Origin of the sequence: Streptomyces sp. NPDC060198, from assembly GCF_042728415.1 — a bacterium.
In the GTDB taxonomy this organism is placed as follows: domain Bacteria; phylum Actinomycetota; class Actinomycetes; order Streptomycetales; family Streptomycetaceae; genus Streptomyces.
On record NZ_JBHWZJ010000092.1, the window covers coordinates 1 to 22,584 of the forward strand.

Annotated in this window: 22 protein-coding genes and 1 pseudogene; 11 read left to right on the forward strand and 12 right to left on the reverse strand. The window is 72.5% G+C overall.

Annotation, left to right across the window (positions count from 1 at the left end; genetic code table 11):
• Positions 1-42: 42 nt before the first annotated feature.
• From rplT to infC, 3 genes are all read right to left on the reverse strand, one after another.
• Positions 43-426, reverse strand: coding sequence for a 50S ribosomal protein L20 (rplT, locus tag ACFWEP_RS14420; protein WP_275495100.1), 384 nt, complete (start codon positions 424-426; stop codon positions 43-45).
• Between the two features lie 113 nt (positions 427-539).
• Positions 540-734, reverse strand: coding sequence for a 50S ribosomal protein L35 (gene rpmI / locus ACFWEP_RS14425; RefSeq protein WP_266702544.1), 195 nt, complete (start codon positions 732-734; stop codon positions 540-542).
• Positions 735-852: 118 nt separating this feature from the next.
• Positions 853-1,584 (reverse strand): translation initiation factor IF-3, encoded by a 732-nt coding sequence (gene infC, locus ACFWEP_RS14430; RefSeq protein ID WP_387369958.1) that lies wholly within the window; start codon positions 1,582-1,584, stop codon positions 853-855.
• 362 nt (positions 1,585-1,946) lie between these two features.
• Here infC and ACFWEP_RS14435 point away from each other — a divergent pair, with 362 nt between their 5' ends.
• Positions 1,947-2,306, forward strand: a complete 360-nt coding sequence (locus tag ACFWEP_RS14435) for a DUF1844 domain-containing protein (protein WP_328722658.1) — start codon at positions 1,947-1,949, stop codon at positions 2,304-2,306.
• A gap of 120 nt (positions 2,307-2,426) precedes the next feature.
• Here the strand turns inward: ACFWEP_RS14435 and ACFWEP_RS14440 are convergent, their stop codons facing one another.
• Together ACFWEP_RS14440 and ACFWEP_RS14445 are read right to left on the reverse strand one after the other, a co-directional pair.
• Positions 2,427-3,158 (reverse strand): MIP family channel protein, encoded by a 732-nt coding sequence (locus ACFWEP_RS14440; protein WP_387369961.1) that lies wholly within the window; start codon positions 3,156-3,158, stop codon positions 2,427-2,429.
• A 180-nt stretch (positions 3,159-3,338) separates the two neighbouring features.
• Complete coding sequence (locus ACFWEP_RS14445; RefSeq protein ID WP_387369963.1) at positions 3,339-4,067, reverse strand: SseB family protein; 729 nt, start codon at positions 4,065-4,067, stop codon at positions 3,339-3,341.
• 85 nt (positions 4,068-4,152) lie between these two features.
• Here ACFWEP_RS14445 and ACFWEP_RS14450 point away from each other — a divergent pair, with 85 nt between their 5' ends.
• Positions 4,153-5,088, forward strand: a complete 936-nt coding sequence (locus tag ACFWEP_RS14450; RefSeq protein ID WP_387369965.1) for a serine hydrolase — start codon at positions 4,153-4,155, stop codon at positions 5,086-5,088.
• Positions 5,089-5,198: 110 nt separating this feature from the next.
• Here ACFWEP_RS14450 and mycP read toward each other — a convergent pair whose 3' ends face one another.
• Entirely contained in the window at positions 5,199-6,416 is a 1,218-nt protein-coding gene (gene mycP, locus ACFWEP_RS14455; protein ID WP_387369967.1) for a type VII secretion-associated serine protease mycosin, read from the reverse strand.
• Positions 6,413-7,708 carry a hypothetical protein gene (locus ACFWEP_RS14460; protein WP_387369969.1) on the reverse strand — a complete coding sequence of 432 codons (1,296 nt, stop codon included), beginning with the start codon at positions 7,706-7,708 and terminating at the stop codon, positions 6,413-6,415. Before ACFWEP_RS14460 ends, mycP begins: the two co-directional genes overlap by 4 nt.
• 492 nt (positions 7,709-8,200) lie before the next feature.
• Between ACFWEP_RS14460 and ACFWEP_RS14465 the strand changes: the two genes are divergently transcribed.
• From ACFWEP_RS14465 to eutC, 3 genes are all read left to right on the forward strand, one after another.
• Positions 8,201-9,403 (forward strand): amino acid deaminase/aldolase, encoded by a 1,203-nt coding sequence (locus tag ACFWEP_RS14465; protein WP_387369971.1) that lies wholly within the window; start codon positions 8,201-8,203, stop codon positions 9,401-9,403.
• Between the two features lie 73 nt (positions 9,404-9,476).
• Entirely contained in the window at positions 9,477-10,874 is a 1,398-nt protein-coding gene (locus ACFWEP_RS14470) for an ethanolamine ammonia-lyase subunit EutB (protein ID WP_387369973.1), read from the forward strand.
• On the forward strand, positions 10,871-11,668 hold the full coding sequence (eutC, locus tag ACFWEP_RS14475) for an ethanolamine ammonia-lyase subunit EutC (protein ID WP_387369975.1): 798 nt from the start codon (positions 10,871-10,873) through the stop codon (positions 11,666-11,668). Before ACFWEP_RS14470 ends, eutC begins: the two co-directional genes overlap by 4 nt.
• Positions 11,669-11,701: 33 nt before the next feature.
• Here eutC and ACFWEP_RS14480 read toward each other — a convergent pair.
• Positions 11,702-12,060, reverse strand: a pseudogene (locus ACFWEP_RS14480) (response regulator transcription factor); the annotation flags it as partial.
• Here ACFWEP_RS14480 and ACFWEP_RS14485 point away from each other — a divergent pair.
• Positions 12,053-12,352, forward strand: coding sequence for a hypothetical protein (locus ACFWEP_RS14485; protein WP_387369977.1), 300 nt, complete (start codon positions 12,053-12,055; stop codon positions 12,350-12,352). The pseudogene ACFWEP_RS14480 and the gene ACFWEP_RS14485 overlap by 8 nt on opposite strands.
• A gap of 58 nt (positions 12,353-12,410) precedes the next feature.
• Here the strand turns inward: ACFWEP_RS14485 and ACFWEP_RS14490 are convergent, their stop codons facing one another.
• Positions 12,411-13,346 carry a LysR family transcriptional regulator gene (locus tag ACFWEP_RS14490; RefSeq protein WP_387369979.1) on the reverse strand — a complete coding sequence of 312 codons (936 nt, stop codon included), beginning with the start codon at positions 13,344-13,346 and terminating at the stop codon, positions 12,411-12,413.
• 69 nt (positions 13,347-13,415) lie between these two features.
• Here ACFWEP_RS14490 and ACFWEP_RS14495 point away from each other — a divergent pair, with 69 nt between their 5' ends.
• Positions 13,416-14,594: a TDT family transporter gene (locus tag ACFWEP_RS14495; protein ID WP_387369981.1), complete on the forward strand. Its 1,179-nt coding sequence runs from the start codon at positions 13,416-13,418 to the stop codon at positions 14,592-14,594.
• A gap of 25 nt (positions 14,595-14,619) precedes the next feature.
• On the opposite strand, the gene ACFWEP_RS14500 is transcribed toward ACFWEP_RS14495, so the two are convergent.
• The 3 genes from ACFWEP_RS14500 to ACFWEP_RS14510 form a co-directional block, all read right to left on the reverse strand.
• Positions 14,620-15,174 (reverse strand): helix-turn-helix domain-containing protein, encoded by a 555-nt coding sequence (locus ACFWEP_RS14500; RefSeq protein WP_387369983.1) that lies wholly within the window; start codon positions 15,172-15,174, stop codon positions 14,620-14,622.
• A gap of 158 nt (positions 15,175-15,332) precedes the next feature.
• Positions 15,333-17,957 carry an ABC transporter permease/substrate binding protein gene (locus ACFWEP_RS14505; protein ID WP_387369985.1) on the reverse strand — a complete coding sequence of 875 codons (2,625 nt, stop codon included), beginning with the start codon at positions 17,955-17,957 and terminating at the stop codon, positions 15,333-15,335.
• Positions 17,950-19,128 carry a glycine betaine/L-proline ABC transporter ATP-binding protein gene (locus ACFWEP_RS14510; protein WP_387369987.1) on the reverse strand — a complete coding sequence of 393 codons (1,179 nt, stop codon included), beginning with the start codon at positions 19,126-19,128 and terminating at the stop codon, positions 17,950-17,952. Before ACFWEP_RS14510 ends, ACFWEP_RS14505 begins: the two co-directional genes overlap by 8 nt.
• A gap of 264 nt (positions 19,129-19,392) precedes the next feature.
• Between ACFWEP_RS14510 and ACFWEP_RS14515 the strand changes: the two genes are divergently transcribed.
• The 4 genes from ACFWEP_RS14515 to ACFWEP_RS14530 form a co-directional block, all read left to right on the forward strand.
• Positions 19,393-20,301, forward strand: a complete 909-nt coding sequence (locus ACFWEP_RS14515; protein ID WP_387369995.1) for a 5'-3' exonuclease H3TH domain-containing protein — start codon at positions 19,393-19,395, stop codon at positions 20,299-20,301.
• Positions 20,302-20,547: 246 nt separating this feature from the next.
• Positions 20,548-21,396 (forward strand): siderophore-interacting protein, encoded by an 849-nt coding sequence (locus ACFWEP_RS14520; RefSeq protein ID WP_387369989.1) that lies wholly within the window; start codon positions 20,548-20,550, stop codon positions 21,394-21,396.
• Between the two features lie 244 nt (positions 21,397-21,640).
• Positions 21,641-22,225, forward strand: coding sequence for a sigma-70 family RNA polymerase sigma factor (locus tag ACFWEP_RS14525; protein ID WP_387369991.1), 585 nt, complete (start codon positions 21,641-21,643; stop codon positions 22,223-22,225).
• Positions 22,222-22,584, forward strand: a 363-nt coding sequence (locus ACFWEP_RS14530) for a zf-HC2 domain-containing protein (RefSeq protein WP_387369993.1), incomplete at its 3' end; no start/stop codon positions are given. The genes ACFWEP_RS14525 and ACFWEP_RS14530, both read left to right, overlap by 4 nt.

Here is a 22,584-nt window from a genome sequence, read left to right on the forward strand (position 1 = left end):
GCGCCTGCGGGTCCGGGTCAAGCACCTTCAAGTACGCCTGGGTCAGGCGGCCTTGGGGGCGTTCACGTCGGCCGGAAGGGCCTTCTTCGCGACCTCGATGAGGGCGGCGAACGCGTTGGCGTCGTTGACCGCGAGCTCGGCGAGGATCTTGCGGTCCACCTCGATGTTGGCGGCCTTCAGACCCTGGATGAGGCGGTTGTACGTCATGCCGTTCTGGCGGGCAGCGGCGTTGATGCGCTGGATCCAGAGCTGACGGAAGTCGCCCTTGCGCTTCTTGCGGTCGTTGTAGTTGTAGACCAGGGAGTGGGTGACCTGCTCCTTGGCCTTGCGGTACAGGCGCGAACGCTGACCGCGGTAACCGCTGGCGGCCTCGAGGATCGCCCGGCGCTTCTTGTGGGCGTTTACTGCCCGCTTGACGCGTGCCACTTTTAACTCCTTGCAGCGGGGCTGGTGGTTACGATGTCGACGCACCCAGCCCGGAAACGAATTGGTCCCGGTTCGATCGAGGTCGGCCTCCCGGGTTCACCGGGGGCCTGACCTCACTTGCCGAGAAGCTTCTTGATCTTCTTGGCGTCGGCCGGAGCCACGACGACCGTGCCGGTCAGCGAGCGGGTCTTCTTGGACGACTTGTGCTCCAGGAGGTGGCGCTTGCCCGCCTTCTCGCGGAGCACCTTGCCGGAGCCGGTGATCTTGAAGCGCTTGCTGGTACCGCTGTGCGTCTTGTTCTTCGGCATCGCGCCGTTATCTCCTCGTCAGTGGCGCCCCTCACGGTGCGGGCACCGCGCGATCAGGGGCGTCAGATCTCTGTGGATTCCGGGAGGACCGGGGGCCACCTGGATGGCGGCCCCGAGGTCACGACTCGGAAGGTGTCTCGGCCGAAGCCTCGACGGGTGCCTCGGCAGGAGCCTCGGCGGGTGCTTCGGCCTGCGCCTCGGACGTGCCCTCGGACTCGACGTCCTGAGTGCCGCCCTGACGCTCGGCCTTGCGGGCGGCCTGCGCCTCGCGGGCCTCCGCCATGGCTTCGGTCTTCTTCTTGTGCGGGCCCAGAACCATGATCATGTTCCGGCCGTCCTGCTTGGGGTTGGACTCGATGAAGCCGAGTTCCTCGACGTCCGAAGCGAGACGCTGGAGCAGGCGGAAGCCGAGCTCCGGGCGGGACTGCTCACGACCACGGAACATGATCGTGATCTTGACCTTGTCGCCCTGCTTCAGGAACCGGACGACGTGACCCTTCTTGGTGTCATAGTCGTGCGGGTCGATCTTCGGCCGGAGCTTCATCTCCTTGATGACCGTGTGCGCCTGGTTCTTGCGCGCCTCACGGGCCTTCATGGCCGACTCGTACTTGAACTTCCCGTAGTCCATGAGCTTGCACACGGGCGGGCGGGCGGTTGCCGCCACCTCGACCAGGTCGAGGTCGTACTCCTGTGCGAGCTCCAGGGCCTTGGCAAGCGGAACAATCCCGACCTGCTCGCCGCTGGGTCCGACAAGTCGCACCTCGGGAACGCGAATCCTGTCGTTGATGCGGGGCTCGGCGCTGATGGATCCTCCTAGGTAGCACCACGCGACTGCCTGGCAGACAGCCACGTAACGTCTGTTTCGACAGACCAACCGCGCCGGGATATGAAAAATGCCCCGGACGGGACACAGGCGGGGCTCCTGGAAATACCGGAACACCGCCGCGTGAAATCCGCGGGGCGCATCGGACGGCTCCATCGTCCGTACGGAACGATGGTGGCCGTCTGACCGGTGACCCGCCGCCCTGAGGGCGACTGGGTGGGAGATCGGAGCCTCCACTTGTGGGCCGAGCACATAGGTGTCCGGCCGGTCGTCACACAAGGTTAGCAGCCGCCGGACGGTGACGCTAATCCCGTGCCTCACGACACCTCGCACCCCCGGCCCGGCTCCCGCGCGCGGGGCCATGCGGGAGCCGCCGTATCGTGTGGGGCATGAGTGACGCCCCCAGCACCGAGAACCCCGGCTTCGACGACATGGCCCGCGACATCGCGGAGGTCCCCGCCGTCGAGGTGATCGTGACCGTCGCGGTCAACCTGATGAGCGCCGCCGCCGTGAAGCTCGGCCTGACCGAGGAAGGCGAGGAGCACAAGGACCTCGACGAGGCCCGCAAGCTCGTGCACGCCCTCGCCGGCCTGCTGGACGCCAGCACGACCGAGATCAGCACCTTCCACGCCTCGCCGCTGCGCGACGGGCTGAAGTCGCTCCAGCTGGCCTTCCGCGAGGCCTCGCTCGTACCGGACGAGCCGGGCACCGGCCCGGGCGAGAAGTACACCGGCCCCGTCTACGGCTGACGGCCGCCGGTCTGCGACGGCAGAACACGGCACCGAGCCCGCCTCCCCTCGTGGGGACGGCGGGCTCCGTGCTGCCCGGCGCTCTCCGCACGCCGCGCGTGGTGGTTTCCGTCACTCGGCTCAGGCCGTCCCCGCCTCGTCGGCCGGAACGTCGCCCGCCTCGGCGGCGCGTGCGGAGACCGGGTGCGTCAGGCGGTGGGCGAGCGCGGCGATGACGCCGCCCACGAGTGGCGCCACGATGAACAGCCAGAGCTGCGAAAGCGCGGGGCCGCCGGCGAAGATGGCGGGCCCCAGACTGCGGGCGGGGTTGACGGACGTGCCGGTCAGCGGGATGCCCACCAGGTGGATCACCGCGAGCGACAGGCCGATGGGGAGTCCGTCGAAGCCGATCACCGCGACCTTGTGGGTCACCGCCAGGACGACGAAGACCAGCAGGAAGGTCAGCACCACCTCGGCGAGGAACGCCCCGCCCTGGTTGAGGTGGACCTCCGAGCGGTCGCCGTAGCCGTTGCTGCCGAACTTGCCGTGCGTCTTCAGTCCCGGGACCTGCTTCGCCAGCAGGAAGAGCAGCGCCGCGCCCGCGATGGCGCCCACGAACTGGGCGACCCAGTAGGTGACCGCCGTACGGACGTCGATGCGCCGGGCCATCAGCATGCCGAGGGTCACCGCGGGGTTCACGTGGCAGCCGGAGATCGGGCCGAGCGCGTAGGCGAGCGCCAGCAGCACGAACCCGAACGCGAGGGCGATGCCCACCGTCCCGATGAAGTCGACGGCGAGCACCGCGGAACCGACGGCGAAGAACACCAGGAGCAGCGTCCCCAGAAACTCTGAGACAACCGTCCGCGTCTGCATACAACCACCTCGCGAAGTTCGTCCGGATTTAGTTCACTTCGCCCATTTTCGGGGCGGAGTGACGGACGCGCGCGTTGAGCCGTTCAGGTGGCGGAGGTGGCTGCCGGGGCGGACCATGCCCTGGTCCGGCGGGAGCGGTCGGTGGCCGGCGCTCGGCGGCTCGGCAGCCACCGATCCCGATCAGCGGGTGAAGAGCGGCTCGCCCGGGGTGGGCGCGTCGGCCGGCAGCAGGGCGAGGTCGAGACCCCGTACGAGCCTGGCGCGCAGCACCTCGCTGGCGGACAACGCGGAGGCCACTCGCCGAGCCGCCTCCGCGGGGACCGATTCCGGGGCGAGGACGAGCGCGAGGGTGCCGTCGGCGCTCCCGGGGCCCAGGTGGGCGCGGAGCACGGCGGGCTCGGCCGCGACGACGTCCCGTACGGCCGTGACGACGGCGGGGTCGTCCAGCGGGCCGGCACCGGTCCGGCCTTCGGCGAGGGCGCGCAGCGCGGAGCCGGACAGCTCGAAGGCGACGGGACCGGCGAGGTCCAGCACGATCGTGTCCGCCTTCTCGTGGGCGGCCGCCTGCAGCGCCTGATGGAGGGGCACGGCTACCGGGCGTGCCTGCGGGTCCCAGAGTGCCAGGGAGGCGGTGGAGGTGAAGGCGGGCAGCGCGCGCCGGTTCCCCGCCGTGAGGGTGGGGACTGCCATGTCGCTGGTCTTCTCGCGGCGCAGCCCGTTCTCGTCCTCCTCGACCTCGCCGAGAACGGCGACGACGGGCACCAGGAGCCGGGCGTCGCGGAGAGCGGCGAGCACCGGCCCGACGGCCGACCTGTCCTCGGACCAGGCGGTGAGCGCCGCCGTCAGCTCGGGGGCGGCGGTGCCGTCGTCGTCGGAGAAACCGGGGTCCGGGATGTTCTTGAGCTCCACGGGACGAGCGTAGTGGGTCCGTTTTCTCACCGGGACGACAGGTTCACCACAGGCTCCTCTCAGACGCACTTCCTAGCGTGCGGCCATGCCCCGTCTGAGAATACGCAGGTCAGTGATGTCGGCCTCGGTGACCGCGATCGTCGTGCTGGCCGGTACGGCTGCGGGCGGCGCGTATCTGACGAGCCACGCGGCGGACGGCGCGGACGACCCCGTGGCCTCGGTAGCCTCGGCCTCGTCGCGGGCTCCGTCCGCCGGGGCGGGTACACCCTCCGCGACGGCGAGCGAGGAGCCCGAAGTGGACTACGACGCAGCTGTGGCGGCGGCCGTCCGGCCGGTGGCCGGGGGCGCGCGGCTCTCGGTGGCCGTGCTGGACACGCGGAGCGGGGCGAGCGGCGCGTACGAGAGCACCGCCGGGCAGACTTTCGACACCGCCAGCATCGTCAAGGTGGACATCCTGGCCGCTCTGCTGCTGACCGCGCAGGACGAGGGCCGAGAACTGACCGCGAGTGAGCGGGCCTCGGCGGCCACCATGATCGAGAACAGCGACAACGCCTCGGCGACGCGGCTTCTCCAGGTGGTCGGTGGTGAGAGCGCGCTCGACGCGGCGAACGAACGGCTGGGACTGACCGGTACCACCGCCTCCCACGCCTGGGGGCTGACCCTGACCACGGCGGCCGACCAGGTGAAGCTGCTGGAGGCGGTCTTCGCCGAGGGATCCGACGCGAGCGGCCCGCTGTCGGCCGACTCGCGGGCGTACGTCCAGAAGCTGATGGGCCAGGTGGAGGCCGACCAGCGCTGGGGCGTCTCCGCCGCGGGGACCGACGCGCTGCTGAAGAACGGCTGGATGCCCCGGACCACCACCGGGTTGTGGGACATCAACAGCGTGGGGCGGGTCGAGTCGGGCGGAGGGACGTATCTGGTGGCCGTGCTCAGCGACGGGCACGCCACCCAGCAGGCGGGCATCAGCCTGGTCGAGGCGGCGGCGAAGGCGGCGGTGGATGCCGTCGCCTCGGCGGGCTGACCGGACGGGCCCGCGCGGTTTCGGGCGGCCTCGGCGGCTCCGGGCGGCCTCGGCGGCTCCGGGCGGCCTCGGCGGCTCCGGGCGGCCTCGCGGCCTTCGCCCGGGCGCGGTCAGCCGAACCGGGGCGCCGGGCGGTGCCTGCCGCGCCACAGCACGACGGCGCCCACCAGGAACAGGACACCCGCGACCCCTGCGGCGGGGGCGGTCCAGGCGGCCGGTCCGCCGTCGCCCGACTCGGGGTCGGGACCGGAGCCGAAGTACTTCTTGCCGTAGCCGGTGGCGGCGGCCTTGTTGTCCGCCAGGGCCGCGCCCCGGCCCGCCGCGATCGCCGCCGCCGGATCGACGATGCCGTAGCCGTGGGTGTCGTCCCGGCCACCGGACGGTGCGTCACGGGCCGTCTTCGCGAGGAGCGTCTTGATCTGCGCCGGGGTGAGGTCGGGGTGGGCGACCCGGACCAGGGCGACGGCTCCGGAGACGAAAGCCGCGGCGGCCGAGGTGCCCCACTCGATGTAGTAGTGCCGGTCCGGGTTGGCGACGACGATGTCGACACCGGGCGCGCTGACGGTGGCGTACCAGTGCCGGGTGGAGAAGGACGCGTGGGTGCCGTACTTGTCGACGGCCGCGACGGCGATGACGCCGGGGTAGGCCGCGGGGTAGGAGGTGCTGTCCCCCTTCTCCCCGCTGTTGCCCGCCGAGGCGACGACCGAGACTCCCTTGGCGAGGGCGTACTGGATGGCGTTGTCCTCGGAGGCGTCCGCGTGGGCGGACTTGCTGTCGTCGCCCAGCGACAGGTTGATGACGTCGGCGCCGTGGTCGGCGGCCCAGCGGATGCCGTCGGCCAGGGCGGTGCCCCGGGACGTGCGCGCCTTCGCCCGGGAGGTGTCGGAGGATTCGAGGATCACCCGGACCGGCAGGATCTTCGCCCCGGGGGCGACGCCGAGGACGCCGTCGCTCTGGCCGGGGCCGTTGCCGTGCCCGGCGATGATGCCGGCCATGGCGGTGCCGTGCAGGGCCCAGGCCTTGTCGCCGGGGCCCGCCCCGAAGCCGATGAGGTCCTTACCGGGGAGCACCCCGCCGGCCAGGTCGGGGTGGGTGTCGTCGACTCCGGTGTCGAGCACCGCGACGGTGACGCCCTCGCCCTCGGTGGTCCGCCAGGCCTGGTCGGTGTGGAGGGCGGCGAGGGCCCACTGCTGGTCGCGGATGGCATCGGCCCGGGCGGGGGTGGCGGGCAGCAGCGCGAGCAGCCCGGCCGCGCACACTGCGGCGAGGGCCCGGGCGGCCGCGGACCGGGCGGCGGGGACGCGGGCGCCGGGGAGACGGGTGCTCATCGCGGCTTCTCCTCCGTCAGGTCGGCGAGCGTCGCGCGCAGAGCGCGTTCCACCCCGTCGGCCACGCCCTCGGCGTCGTTGCCCAGGCCCGCCTCGGCGACGGCGGTGGTGGCACCCCGGGCCATGGCCACGGCGGCGGGCTGCGGGTCGTGGACGGCCCGTCCGTCCGCGAATCCGGAGACCGCGTACACGAGTACGGGCACCTCGGTGAGGACGTGCGTCGTCCAGCTGGCACGCTGCGCGGCCCCGAACCCCTCGGCGACGGTGCCCGCAACGGGGTACGTACGGGGCATCAGGTCCTTGCGCCCGCCGAGCTTCTGGTCGGCGAACCGGGTGCCGAGCGCCCGCATCGCTTCGGCGTCCGCCTCGGTGAAGACCATGCCGACGGTGACGACGCCGGACCGCGTCGCGTCGGTGTAGGTGGCGCGGACCGCGCGTGCGCAGCCGACCGGGCCGAGGGCGCGGACCAGCAGCGGATCGAGCGCCTCGGCGCAGTCGCCGTCGGCGGCCACCCCGAGCCGGGTCCAGACCCGGTCGGCACCGCCCGGTCCGGTCCCCTTGCCCGGGAGGGTCCGGGGGAAGAGCGTGTCGACGGGGAGGCTGTGCCAGGCGCTGCGGGCGGTGGACCAGGAGCTGTCCCCACCGGGCGAGGCCGAGGCGTCGTCGGTGAGCCAGGACCCGGCCGCCGCGCCGCCGATCAGGCCCAGCCCGAGCACGACACAGGCGGCCGCCGCGGCGGTCCTGGCCCGTTGCCGGGGCTCCGGCTTGATCGGCCGCAGCCGGGTCGTCGTCTCCATCGGCGTCTCGGGGAAGCCGTAGCGCGGCGGTACGGGGTACGCGCCGGGCTGCCGTACGCCGTACGGGGCGCCCGGCGGCGGGGTGAGGTCCACCGCGCCGACCGGCCTGCGCCAGGTGGCGGGCGGCGGCGGAACGGGGCGCGGGGCGGCGGAAGGCCGGGAGACGGGGGGCCGGGCGGGAGCGGCCGGGGGCGGGGACGCCGGGACGTGCGGCGCGGGACGCGGAGAACCGGCCGGGACGGGCCGCAGCCGGGTGGTCGTCTCGGCCGGGGTCTCCGCGGGTGCGGACGGCGGCGCGAAGGCGGACTGCGGCGCGGAGGCGGACGGCGGCGCGAAGGCGGACTGCGGCGCGGGTGCGGACTGCGGCGCGGAGGCGGACGGCGGCGGTGCGGACTGCGGCGCGGGGGGCGCGGGACGGCCCGGGCGCAGGCGCCTGGTGGTCTCGGACGGGACCTGCCCGGTGGGGGCGGCGGGCGCGGCGCCCTGCGCGGGCACCGAAGGGGCGGGGGCGGCCGGTCCGTCGGGAGGCGCGGTCGGTACGGCAGGGGGCGCGACCGGGGAAGGTGGAGCGGGCGGGGTCGCGGGCGCGGCGGCTACGGACGGCTCGGGAGCCGCGGGAACGCCCGGCGCGGCGGGGGTGCCAGGCGAGGCGGGGGTGCCAGGCGGGGCGGATCCGCCGGGCGGAGCTGGTGGGCGGGGCGGCACGGGAGCGTGCTGCGCCTCGGTACTCATCCGTCCCCCTGGTTCGCCTCGCGTACGCACCGCTCGCGGAACACGCACCCGGGCAAGCCCGTCGGTCGCCGCGTGCCGGTCACTCTACGGGCTGCGGGCGAGCCGCGGGGAACGAGCCCGTCCGGGCGTCGCGTTCGCGCCGTCCGTTCCCGGGGCGGCACAGAAACGCCGGGACCTGCGGGACGCGAAGACCGGGAACAGCGATTCTCCCGCAGCCCCTTACCGATCGGTAAGACTCTCTGGCAAGCTGCCGACATGACTGTGCGCGCCACCGACAGGGCCCGTTACGACCGGGCCACCGCCCATCTCGACGCACCGATCGCGGTGGTCGACCTGGAGGCTTTCGACGCCAACGCGGACGACCTGGTCGCCCGCGCCGGCGGGAAGCCGGTCCGGGTGGCGAGCAAGTCCGTCCGCTGCCGGGCCCTGCTGGAACGGGTGCTCGCCCGGCCTGGCTTCGCGGGGATCATGTCCTTCACCATGGCGGAGTCGCTCTGGCTGGCCCGGGCGGGCTTCGACGACGTGCTGCTCGCCTACCCCTCCGCCGACCGTTCGGCCTTCGCCGAGCTTGCGGCGGACCCGAAGCTCGCCGCCTCGGTGACGGTGATGGTGGACGACCCGGCGCAGCTGGAGCTGATCGACGCGTCGCGCGCGGGTGGCACCGAGGAGATCCGCGTCGCCCTGGAGCTGGACACCTCGCTGCGTCTGCTGGGCGGCCGGGTCAGGGTGGGAGCACTGCGCTCGCCACTGCGCTCCCCCGCCCAACTCGCCGATCTCGCACGGTCGGTGGCGCGGCGTCCGGGCTTCCGCCTGGTGGGTCTGATGGCGTACGAGGGGCACATCGCGGGAGTCGGGGACGCGGTCTCCGGGCGTCCGCTGCGGTCCCGGGCGATCCGGCTGATGCAGGCGACGGCCCGTAGGGAACTGGTGGTGCGCCGCGCCGAGGTGGTCCGCGCGGTGCGTGCGGTGGTGCCGGATCTGGAGTTCGTGAACGGTGGCGGCACCGGCAGTGTGCAGCACACCGCCGCCGAGTCCGCGGTGACGGAGATCGCGGCGGGTTCGGGGCTGTACGTCCCCCGGCTCTTCGACAACTACACGTCGTTCTCCGGCCGTCCGGCGGCGCTCTTCGCGCAGCCCGTCGTCCGCAGGCCCGGGGTGGGCGTGGTGACGGTGCTCGGCGGCGGCTATCCGGCGTCGGGCGCGGCGGGTGCGGACCGGCTCCCCGTCCCGTATCTGCCGCAGGGGCTGCGCTACGACCCGCAGGAGGGGCCGGGCGAGGTCCAGACGCCGCTGCTGGGGTCGGCCGCCGACGATCTGCTGATCGGTGACAAGGTGTGGTTCCGGCACGCGAAGGCGGGCGAACTGTGCGAGCGGTTCGACGCGTTGCAGCTGATCGAGGGTGACCGGATCACCGCCACCGTACCGACGTACCGGGGCGAGGGGCAGACCTTCCTCTGACGAGCCGCCCGCCCGCGTCCACCCGGCTGTGGCAGGCTCGGGATCTCGACCGCGGCGGTGAAGGAGTGCGGCCATGCCCCAGTACACGGCGTCCGTAGGGGTGGCCGGTTTCCGGTTCGACGGGTTGCGGGAGTTGCTCGGGCGGGCCGGGCCGGCGCGTTCGGGGGACGAGCTGGCGGGAGTCGCGGCGCGGAGCGACACGGAGCGGACGGCGGCCCGGATCGCGCTGGCCGAGGTGGAGCTGCGGGCCTTCCTCGAAGACCCGGTGGTGCCCTACGAGGACGACGAGGTCACCCGGCTGATCGTCGACACCCACGACACCGGGGCGTTCGCGCCGGTCGCCGGGATGACGGTCGGCGAGTTCCGCGACTGGCTGCTCTCCTACCGGGCGACCCCAAAGGTGCTCGCCGCGCTGGCACCGGGGATCACCCCGGAGATGGCCGCGGCGGTGAGCAAGCTGATGCGCAACCAGGACCTGATCCAGGTCGCCCGGGCGTGCACGGTCGTCACCCGGTTCCGGAACACGATCGGGCTGCCGGGGCGGCTGTCGGTGCGCCTCCAGCCCAACCACCCCACGGACGATCCCCGGGGCGTCGCCGCATCGGTACTCGACGGGCTGCTGTACGGCTGCGGGGACGCGGTCATCGGCATCAACCCGGCGTCCGACTCCCTCGCCGCGGTGACGGATCTGCTGCGGCTGACGGACGAGATCCGGCAGCGGTACGCGATCCCGACGCAGACCTGCGTCCTCACCCACGTGACCCGGACGATCCAGGCGATCGAGCGGGGCGCACCGGTGGACCTGGTCTTCCAGTCCGTCGCCGGGACCGAGGCCGCCAACCGGGCGTTCGGCATCGATCTGGCCCTGCTCGCGGAGGCACACGACGCGGGGCTCTCGCTGGGCCGGGGCGAACTGGGCGACAACGTCATGTACTTCGAGACCGGTCAGGGCAGCGCGCTCTCCGCCGACGCCCACCACGGCGTCGACCAGCAGACGCTGGAGGCCCGCGCCTACGCGGTGGCCCGCCGGTTCCGTCCGCTGCTGGTCAACACGGTGGTCGGCTTCATCGGCCCGGAGTACCTCTACGACGGCAAGCAGATCGTCCGGGCGGGCCTGGAGGACCACTTCTGCGGCAAGCTGCTCGGTCTGCCGATGGGCGTCGACGTCTGCTACACCAACCACGCCGAGGCCGACCAGGACGACACGGACAACCTGCTCACGCTGCTCGGCGTGGCGGGCTGCACCTTCGTGATGGGCGTCCCGGGCTCGGACGACGTGATGCTGAACTACCAGTCCACCTCCTTCCACGACGCGTTGTACGTACGGTCGGTGCTGGGACTGCGTCCCGCGCCGGAATTCGAGGCGTGGCTGGAGCGGATGGGGATGTACGACTCCGAGGGCCGAGTGGTGGCGCCCGTCGCGCACAGTCCGCTGGTCTCCGGACTCGCCGCGATGATCGGGGAAGCGTGACGGGCCCCGAGGAGCGCCGGAGCCCCGATCCCTGGGAGCCGCTGCGGCTCCACACCCCGGCCCGGGTGGGGCTCGGGCGGACGGGCCACGGGCTGCCGGTGCGGCATCTGCTGGAGTTCCAGGCGGCGCACGCCCAGGCGCGGGACGCGGTGCACCAGGCGGTGGATTTCGCAGCTCTGCGGCCGGGTCTCACGGGCCATCCGGTCGCCGAGGTGCGCAGCGCCGCCCCGGACCGCGCGGCCTATCTGCGCCGCCCGGACCTGGGCCGGCGGCTGCACCGGGAGGACGGGCCGCGTCTGGCGGGACTGCCCGGCGGCGGGACGCTGGTGGTGATCGCGGACGGGCTCTCGGCCACCGCGGTACAGCGCCACGCGCTGCCGTTGCTGGACGAGCTGGTGCCGCTGCTCACCGGCGAGGGCGGCGGGGCCGGCGGGGGCCGCGAGTCGGTCCCGGTGGTCCTCGCCTCCCAGGCGCGGGTGGCGCTCGGGGACGAGATCGGGGAACGGGTGGACGCCCGGCTGGTGCTCGTCCTCATCGGCGAACGCCCCGGGCTCAGCGCCGCCGACAGCCTCGGCGTCTACCTGACCTACGCGCCCCGGACCGGGCGGCGGGACGCGGAGCGCAACTGCGTCTCCAACATCCACCCTCCTGCCGGGCTCGGCTACCGGGCGGCCGCGCGCACGATCGCCTCGCTCGCCGAGGGCGCGGAGCGGCTCGGGCTCTCGGGGGTGGCACTGAGCGGGGAGGAGCCGGGCGGCCCGGCGGCGTTGGCTCCCCCCGGCCCGGGCTCGTGAAGTCCAGCGGGACGGCGCGCGGGCGGGAGCGCCCTACTCGCGGCCGACGGTCACCAGCTCCGCCTCGTAGGCGAGGATGACGAGTTGCACCCTGTCGCGGGCGTCGAGTTTGGAGAGCAGGCGGGTCACGTACGTCTTGGCGGTGGCGCCGCTGATGCACAGGTTCTCGGCGATCTCGGCGTTGGTCAGGCCGCTGCCGATGAGGGTGAGTACCTCACGCTCGCGGTCGGTGATGCCTTCGAGGCGGCGCGCAGGGGCGGGCGATACCGCCGTGGAGAAAGGCCGGGCGGCGAACTCGGCGATCAGACGGCGGGTGACACCGGGCGCGATGAGGCTGTCCCCGGCGGCGACGACGCGCACGCGGCGAGGATGTCGTGCAGTGCCATGTCCTGCGCCGTGGTCGGCATGGGGATCGGCGCCGTGCTGCGGCACGCCGGAACGTCGATCGTGGCGGGCGTCGTCGTCCTGCTGCCGGCACCCTTCCTCTTCAACGAGGACCACCGCTGGTCGGCCGTCCTCGACCACGCCCTCCCGATGAGCGCGTGGTACCGCCTGATGGAGATCCCCTTCACCCCGCCGGTCCCCTACCCATGGACGTCCACCGGCGCCTGGATCGTCTACGCCGCCTGGGCCCTGGGGGCGGCGGCCCTCACCGGGACGGTCGTACACCGGCGGGACCAGTAGTCCGACCGGCCCACGACGGCCGGGCCGGTCGTCCCCACGCCCGTTCGCCCACCGCCCCTCAGCCCGTACACGCCGTCAGCGAGAGCAGGTCGCGGGCGGGTCCGGCGGGGCGGTGCCCGGTGGGCCAGACGGCCCGCAGCTGACGCCGCAGGCGTACGCCGGCGAGCTGGACGGGGACCAGTCGGCGGGCGGAGAGTTCCTCGCCGAGGGCCAGTTCGCTCAGGACGCACGGTCCGGCGCCGCTCTCGGCCGCGCTCTTCACGGCGGTCGTGGAGGAGAGTTCGAGGAGCGGCTGGGCCAGTCCGCCGTGGCCGGCGAGGGCGGCGTCCAGGACCTGGCGGGTGCCGGAGCCCCGCTCGCGGAGGATCAGCGGGGTCGCGGCGAGCTCCTGCGGGGTCAGAAGGGTACGGCGGCGGGCCCAGGGGTGGACGGGGGCGACGACGACCACCAGGCGGTCGTGGGCGACGACCGTGCCGTCGAGCCCCTCCGGAGTGGTGAGACCCTCCACGAATCCGAGGTCGGCCTCACCGAGGAGGAGTCGGCGGGCCACCTGTTCGGAGTTCCCTGCGAGCAGCGAGACGGCGGTGTCGGGGCGTTCGGCGCGCAGTGCGATCAGCCAGCCCGGCAGGAGGTACTCGGCGATCGTCATGCTGGCCGCGACCCGCAGCCGGGAGTCCCGCCGGTCCCGGAGTGCTTGGGCGCCCGCGTCGAAGGCCTCGGCCGCCTCGACGATCCGGCGGGCCCAGTCGGTGACCAGCGCGCCCGCGTCGGTGAGTGTGGAGCCGCGGGGCGATCGGTCGAGCAGGGCGACCCCGAGTTGCCGTTCCATCGTGCGGACCCGGCCGGAGGCGGCGGGCTGGCTGATGCCGAGGTCCTTGGCGGCGCGGCCGAGGCTGCCGTGGCGGGCGACGGAGAGCAGCAGTTCCAGCGCCCCGAGGTCGGGGACTCGATGGGACAAGGGCATACGGGCGGGGTCGTCGGCGAGGTGGGGCATAACGTCAGCTTATGACCTCATAGACACGAAGTGTCTGGTGGGGTGGTGTGCGCGGGAGATAATCATGTAATGGCCATCCATGAGCGGACCCTGATCCGGCCGCCGATCACGCGTCCCGGCATCCCGGGTTCTGACGCCGCGCACTCCGACGCCCCGCGCATGCCGTCGCTGCGGCACTTCGGACCGAACTGGTACGCGACGGTGATGGGCACCGCGATCCTCGCGAGCGCCGGTGAGGCGCTCCCGGTGGACGTCCCCGGGCTGCGCGGCGCGTGCACCGTCGTCTGGGCGTTCTCCGCCGTCCTGCTGGTGGCCGTGCTCACCGCCCGTACCGGGCACTGGCTCCATCACCGGGACCAGGCCCGGACCCATCTGCTGGACCCGGCGGTCGCCCCGTTCCTCGGCTGTCTGCCGATGGCGCTGCTCTCGGTGGGCGGCGCCACGATGGTGGCCGGAACGCCGGTGCTGGGTGAGCGGGCCGCGCTCGTGGTCGACGCGGTGCTGTACACGGCGGGCTCGGTGCTGGGGCTGGCCGTCGCGGTGACCGTGCCCTACCTGATGGTGGTGCGCCACCGCATCGACGTCGGCAGCGCCGCCCCCGCGTGGCTGCTGCCGCTGGTCCCGCCCCTGGTCTCCGCCTCGCTCGGCCCGCTGCTGATCCGGCATCTCCCGGCCGGCCAGGGACGGGAGGCGCTGCTCCTCGGCTGCTATGCGATGTTCGGGCTCACGCTGCTGGCGACCCTCGCCGTGCTGCCCCTGGTCCTGGCGCGGCTGCTGCACCACGGGCCGCTGCCCCTCGCGCTGACGCCGACGCTCTTCCTGGTGCTGGGGCCGCTCGGCCAGTCGACCACCGCCGTGAACCAGCTGGCCGACGTGGCGCCGGGCGCGGTGGGCGCCCCGTACGCGACCGGGCTCGGGGCGCTCGCGGTGCTCTACGGGGTGCCGGTCATGGGCTTCGCGCTGCTCTGGCTGGCCCTTTCGACGGCCCTCACCGTGCGCGCACTGCGGGCCGGGATGGGCTTCGCGATGACGTGGTGGGGCTTCACCTTCCCGCTCGGCACCTGTGTCACCGGGGCGGCGGGTCTGGCCCGCCACACCGGGCTGCACGCCTTCGGCTGGCTGGCCGAGGCGCTCTTCGTGTGCCTGGTGGCCGCGTGGGCGGTGGCCGGGGCACGTACCGTACGGGGGCTGCTCGGCGGCGCGCTCCTCGCGCCGCCCGCACCGGTGCGGCCCACCGTGACGGCGTGAGCACCGAGCCGTAGCCCCGGCCCCCTCAGCGGCGGGAGTCGTAGGTGGCGTCGATGTGCTCGGCCACCGCGACGACCAGCAGCCGGGTGCCGGGCAGGGTGGCCCGCCAGCGGTGGCGTACCCCACCGGAGAGGAAGAGCGTGTCGCCGCGGTCCAGGCGGTAGGCCTGGCCCTCCGCCTCCACCTCGACCGCGCCCTCGACGACGTACATGAGCTCGTCGTTGCGGTGCTGGAACTCGCGGCCGAGGTCCTGCTCCCCGATGAACTCCAGGGCGCTGAGCTGGTGGCGTCCGCGCACCACCCGGCGGGCACCGTCCTCGTCGCCGCCGCGCACCACGTCCACGGCGCGCGCCGAGTCGGCGGCCTCGCGCAGCTTGGCGGTGGTGGTCTCCAGCGCCTCGGCGACCCGGGTGAGCGACTGCGCGCTGGGCCGGGCCCGCTCGTTCTCGATCTGGCTGAGGAAGGGCACCGAGAGGCCGCTGCGCGCGGCCACGGCGGCCAGCGTGAGCCCCAGGGTTCTTCGGCGCCGGCGCACGGCGGCGCCCACCCGCAGTGCTTCCTTCTCGTCCTTCTCGCCCATGTCCGCTCCCTCCCGCCCGGCCATCCTCCCGGCTGCCAGCACCTTACGCACATGGTTGCGCGATTCCCTCACCGAGGAGAAGTTCCGGCAACGCGCGGGGGGTGGCCCCCGCCTTTCGGCGTTGACCACCCCTGACCTGCGCGGACGCGGATTCGTGACTACTGCGGCGCCATGGTGTCCACGATGGACGGATGGGCGTCCATCCAGGACTTCACGGCTTCCTCCTCGTGACCGGTACCGGCCTTGGCGATGCCGTTCTCCAGTCCGGCGAGCTGGTCCTCGCTCAGCTTGAAGTCCTTGAACCACTTCGTGAGCTGCGGGTAGTTCTCCGGGAACTCCTTGCTCGCGACCGTGTGCAGCCGGTCACCGGTGCCGAAACCCTTCTTCGGGTCCGCCAGCTTGGTGAGGTCGTACTGGTCGTACGCCCAGTGCGGGGTCCAGAGCACGACCGCGATGGGCTCCTTCTTCGCGTACGCCCGCTTCAGCTCGGCGAGCATGCCGGGGGTGGAGGAGTCGACGACCTCGTACTCCTTGTCCAGGCCGTAGGCCGGCAGCACGTCGTTCTTCAGGTTCTCCATGGTGGCGGTGCCGGGCTCGATGCCGACGATGCGCCCCTTGAACTGCGAGGACTTGCCCTTGAGGTCGGCGAGCGTCTTCACGTCCTTGACGTAGGAGGGCACCGCGATCTCGATGGAGGTGGGGCCGTACCAGGAACCGACGTCGGTCAGGTCGTTCTTGTACTTCTTCCAGTAGTTCGCCTGCGTGTACGGCAGCCAGCCGTCGAACTGGACGTCGATCTGGCCCCGCGACATCGCCGCGTACATCGGTCCGACCTCGAACTGCTTGAGGTTGATGGTGTAGCCGCGCTGCTCCAGGACCGCCTTCCACAGGTAGGTGGCGGCGATGTCCTCCTCCCACGGGAACCAGGCGACGTTCAGGGCGCGGTCGCGCTCGTCCTTGCCGTCGGCGGCCTTGGACGCCTTCGCCGACGGGGTCCACTTCCCGGCGGCGTCCGGATTGGCCTTCAGCCAGGTGCGGACGGCGTCCTGCTCCTTGCCCGCGCCGGCCTTCTGGATCTCGGCCTCCAGGCTGGTGAGCTGCTTCTCGCTCATCGAGAAGTTCTTCAGCCAGGACGCGGCCTCGGGGTTGTCGGAGGCGAAGCCCTTGCGGGAGAGCGTGTGGACGCCGTCGCCCTTGCCCCAGAGGTTCTTGGTGTCCTTGAGCTTCGTCAGGTCGTACTGGTCGTAGGCCCAGTGCGGCGACCAGAGCGGAACCACGATCGGTTCCTTCTTGGCGTACGCGCGCTTCAGCTCGGCCAGCATCGAGGGCGTGGAGCCGTCGACCACCTTGTACTCGCCGTCCAGGCCGTAGCCCGGCAGGATCTTGTCCTTCAGGAGGGCCGACTCACCGGCGCTCGGCTCGATGCCGACGATCCGGTTCTTGAACGAGGCGCCCTTGCCCTTGAGGTCGTCGAGGGTCTTGACGTCCTTCACGTAGCTGGGGACGGCCAGCTCCAGCGAGGTGGGGCCGTACCAGGAACCGAGGTCGTCCAGGCGGTCCTGGTACTTCTTCCAGTAGCTGGCGTGGGTGACCGGAAGCCAGGAGTCGGTCTCGAAGTCGATCTGGCCGTTCGCCATGCCGGTGTACAGCGCCCCGGCCTCGTACTGCTTGACGTCGACCTCGAAGCCCTGACGCTCCAGCAGCTCCTTCCACAGGTACGTGGAGGCGATGCCCTCGTCCCAGGGGATGTACCCCATGCTGATCTTCTTGCCCGCGCCGACGGACGAGGAGGACGCGGCGGTGGCGGAGGACCCCCCGCCGCCGAAGACGCCCATGCCGCCGGCGACGAGCGCGAGGATCACCACGCCGGTGAGCGCGACGGCGCCCTGCGGACGGTAGTTCCAGAGCTTCGGGCCACCGGCCAGGGCCTGGGCCTTGGCGAGCGCCCGGCGGCCCAGCGGGGAGACCTCGCGCCCCAGCGCGCCCGTCATCCGGTCCAGGTACATGGCGAGGATGACGATGGAGATGCCCGCCTCGAAGCCGAGGCCCACGTCGACGTTGCCGATGGCGCGGTAGACGGACCCACCGAGGCCACCGCCGCCGACCATGCCGGCGATGACCACCATGGACAGGCCCAGCATGATGACCTGGTTGATGCCCGCCATGATCGTGGGCAGCGCCAGCGGGAGCTGCACGCGCAGCAGGGTGTTGCGGGAGGTGGTGCCGAACGCCTCGGCCGCCTCGACGAGTTCGCCGTCGACCTGGCGGATGCCGAGTTCGGTCATCCGGACGCCCGGAGGCAGCGCGAAGATGATGGTGGCGATGATGCCCGGGACGACACCGACGCCGAAGAAGATCACGCCGGGGATCAGATAGACCATGGCGGGCATGGTCTGCATGAAGTCCAGCACCGGCCGGGTCACCGCGCTGACGTTCTTGGACCGGGAGGCCCAGATGCCGAGCGGGACCGCCAGGACCAGCGTGACGATGGTGGCGACGAGCACCAGGGTGAGGGTGTCCATCGCCTCGTCCCACAGCTCGACGGAGTCGATGAGGGCGAATCCGACGAACGCGAGGACACCTGCGGGCAGTCCGCGCAGCCACCAGGCGATGACGGCGACGATGCCCGCGAAGAGCAGCGGGGCGGGGGCGGAGAGGACGGCGGCGATGCCGTCGAACATGCCGCTGACGATCGAGCTGATGGCGTCGAAGAGCCAGGCGAGGTGGACCTGCAGCCAGTCGACCGCGGAGTTGACCCATTCGCCGAGAGGAAGCCTAAACACGGGCCACCTTCTTCGCGGTGAGGCCCTCGGTGTCGGCGTCGTCCGCTCCGGCGGACTTCGCGGCGGGCGCGGTGTCCTCGGCGGCGGGCATCGGTGCGACGGGCTTCATCGGTTCGCCCAGTACGGCGAGGAGCCGTTCGCGCGGGACCACCCCCACGAGCCTGCCCCGCTCGTCGGTCACGGCGACCGGGGTGCCGCTCGACGCGCACGGGGTGAAGAGCTCGATGATCGGCGTGGACTCGGCGACGGTGGCCGGGGCCGCGTCCAGCACGTCCTGCGGGGTGCGCAGTTCGGTGCCGTCCTCGGTCGTGGAGCCCATGACGGTGTGCGCTTCGGCCATGATGGCGCCGGCGGTCAGCACCCGGGCGCGGTCGACGTCCTGGGTGAAGGAGGCGACGTAGTCGTTGGCCGGGGTGACGAGGATGTCCTCGGCGGTGCCGAGCTGGACGATCTCGCCGTTGCGCATCACCGCGATGCTGTCGCCGAGGCGCATGGCCTCGTTGAGGTCGTGGGTGATGAAGACGATGGTCTTCTTCAGGCGCTTCTGGAGTTCCAGGAGCTGGTCCTGCATGTCCCTGCGGATCAGCGGGTCCAGCGCGCTGAAGGACTCGTCCATCAGCAGCAGGTCGGCGTCGGTGGCCAGCGCGCGGGCCAGCCCGACGCGCTGCTGCATGCCGCCCGACAGCTCGTCGGGCCAGGACTTCTCCCAGCCGCCGAGCCCGGTCAGCTCCAGCGCCTCGGCGGCGCGCTTCTCGCGCTCGGCCTTGGCCACGCCCTGCACTTCCAGGCCGTACGCGGCGTTCTCCAGCACACTGCGGTGCGGGAAGAGCGCGAAGTGCTGGAAGACCATGCTGATCCTGGACGAGCGGACGTGGCGGAGCTCGCGCGGAGTCAGCGAGGTCAGGTCCTGGCCGTCGAAGAGCACGCTTCCGGCTGTGGGGTCCAGCAGTCCGTTGAGCATCCGCAGAAGCGTGGACTTGCCCGAGCCCGAGAGACCCATCACGACGAAGATCTGCCCCGGTTCCACGGTGAACGACGCGTCGATCACCGCTGCGGTCGTTCCGTCGGCGCGCAGCTCGTCACGGCTCGCGCCGGCTTCGAGTTTCTCCACGGCCTGATCGGGTCGTCTGCCGAACACCTTGTACAGGTGTTCGGCCTGCAGCCTTGACACATACACCTCGCGGGTTGAACCGGAAACGGTCCACCACCCCCGCCGGCGGACCGTGGAGCGGCACGGAGTCTGCCCGCATGGCACGTACACAAGTTGAAATTTGGACGTGATCCGCTCCGGTGCCGCGCCTGCCCCCGCTTATGGGGAGCAAACACGGATGTGACCGGGGTCACTCGCCGGCCCGGAACCAGGACGGGTACGGGTACGTCGGCCCGGGCCGGTGTCAGTGCCGTGGGGCATGATCGGGGGGTGACGCGACGCCTGATGCTCCTCGACACCGCCTCCCTGTACTACCGCGCCTACTTCGGCGTGCCGGACTCGGTGCGCGCACCGGACGGCACCCCGGTCAACGCGGTGCGCGGACTGCTGGACTTCATCGGCCGGCTGGTCCAGGACCACCACCCCGACGACCTGGTGGCCTGCATGGACGCGGACTGGCGGCCGGCCTGGCGGGTCGAGCTGATCCCCACGTACAAGGCGCACCGGGTGGCGGTGGAGACCCCGGCGGGCCAGGCCGACGTGGAGGAGACTCCGGACACCCTCGCCCCGCAGGTCCCGGTGATCGAGGCGGTGCTGGACGCGGTGGGCATCGCCCGCGTGGGCGTCGCCCCGTACGAGGCGGACGACGTCATCGGCACGCTCACCGGCCTGGCGAAGGGGCCGGTGGACATCGTGACCGGCGACCGGGACCTCTATCAGCTGGTGGACGACGAGCGCGAGGTCCGGGTGCTGTACCCGATCAAGGGCGTCGGCACGCTCCAGGTGACCGACGAGGCGGTGCTGCGCGAGAAGTACGGCGTGGACGGCCGGGGTTACGTCGACCTGGCGCTGCTGCGCGGCGACCCCAGCGACGGTCTCCCCGGTGTCCCCGGCATCGGCGAGAAGACGGCCGCGAAGCTGCTGGACGCCTACGGGGACCTCGCCGGCATCATGGCCGCCGTGGACGACCCCGCGGCGAAGCTGACGCCCTCGCAGCGCCGGCGGCTGGACGAGGCCCGGGGTTACGTCGCCGTCGCGCCGAAGGTGGTGCGGGTCGCCGGGGACGTACCGCTGCCGGCGTTCGACCCGGTGCTGCCCCGCGAGGCACGCGACCCGGTGGCCCTCTCGGAGCTGGCCGAGCGGTGGGGTCTGCGCGGGGCGCTGCAACGGCTCCTGTCGGCGCTGCACTCCTGAAGGGCCCGCCCACCCTCCCGCCCTTCCACAGGAAGCCGTGGTTTCCTGGCAGCAGGCGCCCGTCCGGGTGCCTGGACGGGCGCGGTAAGCCCCGGGAGCACGTCGCGCGCACGCATTGCTTACGGGACCGGCCGCGCCCCGACCACCCGAGCGGTGCTAGCTTAGGTAGACCTAAGTTCTTCGGGTCCCCCGGGTGCCGCATCCCCGTCCCCCGGGTCCCGCCCGTTCCAGCACAGGGAGATCCACGTGGCGCGTCCGACGCGGCAACCGCCCAAGGGCAAGGGTGCGCAGGTCGTGCGCACCGAACAGATCACCCCCCACATGGTGCGGGTGGTCCTGGGAGGCGAAGGCCTCGCCTCCTTCGACACCGAAGGCTTCGCCGATCATTACGTGAAGCTCTGCTTCGCACCCGAGGGCGCCGACTACGCGCACCCGTTCGACATGGCGGCGATCCGCGAGTCCTACCCGCGCGAGCTGTGGCCGACCACGCGTACGTACACCGTGCGCTCCTGGGACCCGGCCACCCGTGAGCTCGCGATCGACTTCGTGGTGCACGGCGACGAGGGTCTGGCCGGTCCGTGGGCCGCGAAGGCCTCCGTCGGCGACTGGATGACGCTCCTCGGTCCGGGCGGCGGCTACGCCCCGCAGGAGACGGCCGGCTGGCACCTGCTGGTGGGCGACGAGAGCGCGATTCCGGCCATCGCCGTGGCGCTGGAGCAGATGCCCGCCGACGCCCGGGGCCACGTCTTCGTCGAGGTGTCCGACGCTTCGGAGGAACAGAAGGTGACCGTTCCCGCCGGGGTGTCGGTGAACTGGCTGCACCGGGGCGAGCGCCCGGTCGGCGAGCCGGTCACCGCCGCCGTGCTGGGGCTGGACTTCCCGGAGGGCGAGGTGCAGGCGTTCGTCCACGGCGAGGCGGGCTTCGTCAAGGAGATCCGCCGCTACCTGCGGGTGGAGCGCCAGATCCCGCTGGACCAGCTGTCGATCTCGGGCTACTGGCGTCTCGGCCAGAACGACGACGCCTGGCGCGCCGTCAAGCGCGAGTGGAACGAGCAGGTCGAGCGCGAGCAGGAGAGCGGCACCGCCTCCGCCTGACCGAGCTGCACCGCGGGAGCCCCGGCCGTCCCAGGACGACGGCCGGGGCTCCTTCGCGTCCGGAGACCCGCGGACGTCCCGCCAACGGCCGGCGGTCCGTGGAAGGATTTCCGCACCGGTTCCGCTTCGGCCCCGGCAGGCACCGATCACCCGAAGGGCCGACATTTCGCACGGGCGACCAATCCGAACGGCCCGCGGTTCCGAATCAGTGGGGAGTCCATGACTTTCCTGGGAGGAAGCCGCGTTGAAAGAAGCCGTGTACATCGGCCCCGTGCCCTCGGCCGGACCCGATCTCCAGGACCTCCTGGTCCAGGTCGCCCGGGGGGACCAGGACGCCTTCGCCCAGGTCTACGACACCGTCTGCGGGCCGGTCCTGGGCCTGATCCGTACCGTCCTGCGCGACCCCGCCCAGTCCGAGGAGGTCGCCCAGGAGGTGCTGGTGGAGGTGTGGCGGACCGCGCCGCGCTACCAGCCGTCCCGCGGCAGTGCCATGAACTGGGTCCTGACGCTCGCCCATCACCGGGCCGTGGACCGGGTCCGCTCCGCGGAGGCGTCCGCGGCGCGTGAGCACCGGGCCGCCCTGCTGGACCGCACACCGGCGTACGACGAGGTCACCGAGCAGGTCGAGTCCCGGCTGGAGCGCGAGCAGGTCCGCCGCTGTCTGCGGACCCTGTCCGAGCTGCAACGCGAGTCGGTGACCCTGGCCTACTACCGGGGCCTGACCTACAGCGAGGTCGCCGAGCTCCTCGGCGCACCGCTGGGAACCATCAAGACGCGGCTGCGTGACGGTCTGATCCGGATGCGCGACTGCCTGGGGGTGAACGCATGAGCACCACGGCGGAACTGCACACGCTCACCGGCGCGTACGCGCTGCACGCCCTCCCCGAGGACGAACGTCATGCCTTCGAGCGTCACTTGGCCGAATGCGGTGCCTGCGCGCAGGAGGTGGCGGAGCTCTCCGCCACCGCGTCCCGGCTCGCCCTCGCGGTCTCCGCGACTCCCCCGCGCGACATGCGCGAGGAGGTGCTGCTCCGGATCACGACCGTGCGTCAGGAGGCGCCGGGGCACGGCGTTCTGGGCGGTGCCCCCGCCCGTGCCGGGGGGGGCGGGCCGGGGGACCCGGGACCCCCGGGCCCCCGCCCGGGGGGCGCCCCCCCCCCCCGCGGGGTGGCGGGGGGGGGCGAACCC

What these genes read in the sequence shown, in the direction of transcription:
- rpmI (WP_266702544.1), bottom strand. Translation starts at nt 734, where the DNA reads ATGCCGAAGAACAAGACGCACAGCGGTACCAGCAAGCGCTTCAAGATC.
- ACFWEP_RS14435 (WP_328722658.1), top strand. Translation starts at nt 1,947, where the DNA reads ATGAGTGACGCCCCCAGCACCGAGAACCCCGGCTTCGACGACATGGCC.
- ACFWEP_RS14440 (WP_387369961.1), bottom strand. Translation starts at nt 3,158, where the DNA reads ATGCAGACGCGGACGGTTGTCTCAGAGTTTCTGGGGACGCTGCTCCTG.
- ACFWEP_RS14450 (WP_387369965.1), top strand. Translation starts at nt 4,153, where the DNA reads ATGCCCCGTCTGAGAATACGCAGGTCAGTGATGTCGGCCTCGGTGACC.
- mycP (WP_387369967.1), bottom strand. Translation starts at nt 6,416, where the DNA reads ATGAGCACCCGTCTCCCCGGCGCCCGCGTCCCCGCCGCCCGGTCCGCG.
- ACFWEP_RS14465 (WP_387369971.1), top strand. Translation starts at nt 8,201, where the DNA reads ATGACTGTGCGCGCCACCGACAGGGCCCGTTACGACCGGGCCACCGCC.
- ACFWEP_RS14470 (WP_387369973.1), top strand. Translation starts at nt 9,477, where the DNA reads ATGCCCCAGTACACGGCGTCCGTAGGGGTGGCCGGTTTCCGGTTCGAC.
- ACFWEP_RS14485 (WP_387369977.1), top strand. Translation starts at nt 12,053, where the DNA reads ATGTCCTGCGCCGTGGTCGGCATGGGGATCGGCGCCGTGCTGCGGCAC.
- ACFWEP_RS14490 (WP_387369979.1), bottom strand. Translation starts at nt 13,346, where the DNA reads ATGCCCCACCTCGCCGACGACCCCGCCCGTATGCCCTTGTCCCATCGA.
- ACFWEP_RS14495 (WP_387369981.1), top strand. Translation starts at nt 13,416, where the DNA reads ATGGCCATCCATGAGCGGACCCTGATCCGGCCGCCGATCACGCGTCCC.
- ACFWEP_RS14500 (WP_387369983.1), bottom strand. Translation starts at nt 15,174, where the DNA reads ATGGGCGAGAAGGACGAGAAGGAAGCACTGCGGGTGGGCGCCGCCGTG.
- ACFWEP_RS14515 (WP_387369995.1), top strand. Translation starts at nt 19,393, where the DNA reads ATGCTCCTCGACACCGCCTCCCTGTACTACCGCGCCTACTTCGGCGTG.